4 protein-coding genes are annotated in these 3,890 nt (G+C 53.1%); 3 read left to right on the top strand and 1 reads right to left on the bottom strand.

Annotation, left to right across the window (positions count from 1 at the left end):
* Positions 1–98: 98 nt before the first annotated feature.
* Together PPL9_RS09080 and PPL9_RS09075 are read left to right on the top strand one after the other, a co-directional pair.
* Positions 99–707 carry a glutathione S-transferase family protein gene (locus PPL9_RS09080; RefSeq protein ID WP_082596683.1) on the top strand — a complete coding sequence of 203 codons (609 nt, stop codon included), beginning with the start codon at positions 99–101 and terminating at the stop codon, positions 705–707.
* Positions 708–895: 188 nt separating this feature from the next.
* Positions 896–1,423 (top strand): DUF1566 domain-containing protein, encoded by a 528-nt coding sequence (locus PPL9_RS09075; RefSeq protein WP_057462404.1) that lies wholly within the window; start codon positions 896–898, stop codon positions 1,421–1,423.
* 3 nt (positions 1,424–1,426) lie between these two features.
* On the opposite strand, the gene PPL9_RS09070 is transcribed toward PPL9_RS09075, so the two are convergent.
* Entirely contained in the window at positions 1,427–2,134 is a 708-nt protein-coding gene (locus PPL9_RS09070) for a DUF930 domain-containing protein (RefSeq protein ID WP_057462403.1), read from the bottom strand.
* 338 nt (positions 2,135–2,472) lie between these two features.
* On the opposite strand from PPL9_RS09070, the gene PPL9_RS09065 reads away from it, so the two are divergent.
* Positions 2,473–3,687: an NnrS family protein gene (locus PPL9_RS09065; RefSeq protein ID WP_057462402.1), complete on the top strand. Its 1,215-nt coding sequence runs from the start codon at positions 2,473–2,475 to the stop codon at positions 3,685–3,687.
* Positions 3,688–3,890: the final 203 nt, after the last annotated feature.

Below are 3,890 nucleotides of genomic sequence, written 5' to 3'. Positions count from 1 at the left end.
GGACACACGTAGGAACTCGACCGCATTCACTCAATCTGACGAAAAACCGCTTGCATTTCCAGGGGCGTCCACACATGCAGCTATGTGCCCACTAGGCCATCAGCCTGAAGGATAAGCCAGACTGGTTTCTGGACGTCTCTCCAAACGGACAGGTGCCAGTTCTGATCACCGAGAACGGCACAGCCCTGTTTGAGTCCGATGCCATTGTTGAATACATCGACGAAATAGCACCGCTAATGCACCCAGGATTCACACCAGAGCAGAAAGCGATTGAGCGGGCATGGAGCTATCAGGCCGCCAAGAACTATCTGGTCCAGTGCAGCACCATGCGCAGCCACGACAAGGCAACGCTGGAAGAGCGCGCTGAGAAGCTGAGCGCTCTGTTTGGCAAGGCTGAGCAGCAGCTTGCAGGCGAGGGCTTTTTCTCTGGCGCGCAGATCGGCAACGTCGATGCGGCATGGCTGCCATTGTTGCACCGTGCCAACATCATCGAGCGTCATGCTGGCTATGACTTCCTGAAGGGCTTTCCTACTGTGAAGGCATGGCAGAAACGTCTGCTGGAAACTGGTCTGGCAGAAAAGTCCGTTTCTGAAGACTTTGAAAAGCTGTTCGTTGAGTTTTATCTCTCCGATCAGACCTATCTGGGATCTGGAAAGTGCTGCGACTCTCCAAAGGTGGACGTCTGTAAGACGGGCGCTTGCTGTTAAGCACGGGAGCAAGAAGAGCGGCCCCAATCCGCTCTTCTTTGCAGGACGCACAGGTTAATTCTGGAAATACCCAAGCTGCCATAAACACACCACTATTTCCCGCCAGTGAAGTGAAATAGCGCTGCGGTTTGCTTGATAAAACATGCTCGCACCGCGATCTTTCAAAAATCACTTTGCGATGTTTTATAATGACAAAAAAGCCCTTCTTCCTTACCACAGGTGCCGCTCTCGGCCTCTTCCTGTCAGCATTCCCCGCCGCTGCACAACTTGATTGCAGCAACAAACCTGCCTTGCAAGAGCGCTTCACTCTTGAGGGAGCTCTGCTCAAGCAAACCGGCTACGCGCTGGAATGGAAACGCTGCGCTGAGGGGATGACATGGGAGAGTGATACACAGAGCTGTTCCGGAGAGCCAATGCAGGTTGGGCAAGACATCGCTGCCTCTCATTTCGCGGAGAACAGCCAAGGCTGGCGTTTGCCAACAATCCGCGAGCTTTATGGCCTGCTGGATTCCACCTGCGCTGATAAAGACGAACTGCACGCCCTGTTTCCAGACCTTACAGCACCAGCCTTCACCGACTACGCCGACTTCTGGTCCGCCACTGGAGACCAGAAGCTGAAAGGCATGTACTACTATCTGGACTTCGTCACCTACGCCCTCGACTTCCACAGCCAGGGCTACTCTCTGGCCATTCGTGCCGTTCGCGACACAAAGTAACCTTCACTCCTCAAACAGAAAATGGTCCTCCCACTCTGACCGTGCGATGGCGTCGCCTGCCAGGAATTCCAGTGCGGTGACGAGGTTGGTGGTGGGGTTGTAGGTGCATTTGTAGGTGAGGTGGTACCAGTCGCCTTTGCTGCGGAAGGCGGCGCCGTCTGCGCTGACGGAATTGCCGAAGACTACCGGGTCTTTATAAGCAAAGGCGACCACGCGTTCCGGGTTGAAGCTCTCGTTCCATAACTGGATTTGCTCCATCACTTCCAGATTGCAGAGCTGTTCGCGCTGGTCGGACGGGTCAAACAGAACCAGCGACTCTTTCAGCTCTTTGTTTTCGGGCGCGTCCAGCAAACGGCCCAACTGAAAGTGCTGCGCAACAACCGGTTGCGGGGTTTGGATGACTTCTTCTCTCACAACTGGCGGCGGCAAAGGTTGCGGGGCTGCTTGTTCCAGTGGAGCAGAAGAGAGGGATGCCGTTGGTGTTTCTTGTGGGATTGGCGGTGCGATGAGTTGCTCAAACTGAGCAGTGCCAATGAGTTCAACGCCAATGCTTTTGACCGGACTTCCACGAAAGCTACGAGGCAAATGAGACATGGCCAGCACCCAGTAGGCGAACAGATGCACCATTAATGAGGACGCAAACACCAGCGTATAGGTCTTGTTGGACCCCGCAATGACATAGCTGTTTCTGTCTGCCTGCAATGCGTGCAATGAATCAATCCTGTGTCCCGTCGCTCGATATCGTCAGACTCAAGGCAGAACAAGGCAAAAATCCGGCAGAGCCTTTCACATTTCAACTTACCCGCAACTGATTGAACAGGCCCGCCATTCTACTGAAATCAGTGCCTTAACCGTCATGTACAAACGGTCGGAGCGGCTATTTTAGAATTATTTGACATTACACAAATATGAGTATTAGTTTCATGTTTATAAGGAATGATAAGTGGAGAAGTTCGGCCATCGCTCCATCCCTTCTGGTCGAATGCGTTTCCTGTGCCTTGATAAGAAAATGAGCGAAGGCAGATCCTTCGCCGACCGAGATCTGATAAATGCAGCAAACACAAACTATGCCGAAGCATCCCAGAGCGAGCGCAGCTTTCTCCTGGGAAGCATTTTTATCCCTCGGCTTTCGTCCGTTCTATATTGTTGGTGCAGCGTATGCAGCCATCAGCGTTCCGCTTTGGGTTGCCTCCATTATCGGTTTTGTCGAGATCAATGGCCCGCTTGAAGGTGTGCTCTGGCATTCTCATGAGCTGATCTTTGGCTTTGCGGTCGCCATTCTCATCGGCTTCCTCTACACCGCCGTTCAAAACTGGACGGGCCGGCGTACGCCGAATGGCTTGGCTCTGGGCGGACTGCTTGCCTTATGGCTGGCGGCGCGTGTACTTTTGTTTGTGGGCAGTGGGCCACTCGGGTCTCTCGGGCAAATTCTTGATCTTCTCTTCCTGCCTCTTGCCGCTCTTGGCATCGCAATTCCGTTGTATCAGGCGAAAAACAAACGCAACTACTTCGCGGTGGCTTTGCTGCTGGTGCTGGCTGTTGCAAACGGTCTGTTCCACGCCATTGCGTTGGATCTGATCAGTTATGACTCTGCCGATGTGTTCCTCTGGGCTGTTGATGTCTTCGCGATCTTCGTAACCGTCATTGGTGGGCGTATTATCCCGCTCTTCACCAACAATGCCCTGGGTGTAAAACGCGCAGTGCGCAACCAGCGCCTTGAAGATGCAATTGGCCTTGGCATGGTGCTGCTGCTGGTCAGCGACATCTATTTTGGCATGAGCTATGAGGCTGCAACCCTACGCGCGGTTGGCCTGCTGGTGCTTGCCGGACTGCATATTGTAAAGATGGGCCTGTGGCGCCCTCAGATCACATGGGGCAAACCGATCCTCTGGATCCTGCCGGTTTCCTACGCCTGGCTGCCAATTGCATTGCTGCTGCGGGCAGGAGCTTTGCTGGATGCGCCATGGGATCAGGTGCTGGCGATCCACGCGATCACCGTTGGTTCCATCGCAGGTATGATGCTGGCCATGATGACACGCAGTGCGCTGGGTCACTCCGGCAGACCACTTCAGCCAACATGGGTTGAGATCGCGATCTACTATCTCATTGTCATGAGTGCAGCAGTGCGAGTGTTTGGTATTCTCCTATATCCGCAGGGTTACTTCATGGTTCTGGGTCTCTCAGCCCTGTGCTGGGTTGGTGCATTTGGCCTCTTCACCGTTAGATACTGGGGCATTGTCACCCGGCCAAATACAATCTTCTGAGACCACAAAGGCCCGGTTTTCCGGGCCTTTCCTATATTCAAGCACACCTCTTTATTCAGAATATTCTCATATATACCTATGCACTGTTGCTGATATATCGCAGCGTCAGTTTCTTTTTAGACCAAACGGTCAACTTACTTGATTTAACCCGTCTGACGGCTCAATACTTAAGCGGTTTCTTTATTAGAGATCTTTGATTACCG

The sequence above is a fragment of the Pseudovibrio sp. POLY-S9 genome, from assembly GCF_001431305.1.
Classification (GTDB): domain Bacteria; phylum Pseudomonadota; class Alphaproteobacteria; order Rhizobiales; family Stappiaceae; genus Pseudovibrio.
This window is presented reverse-complemented; position numbering and strand designations above follow the sequence as displayed.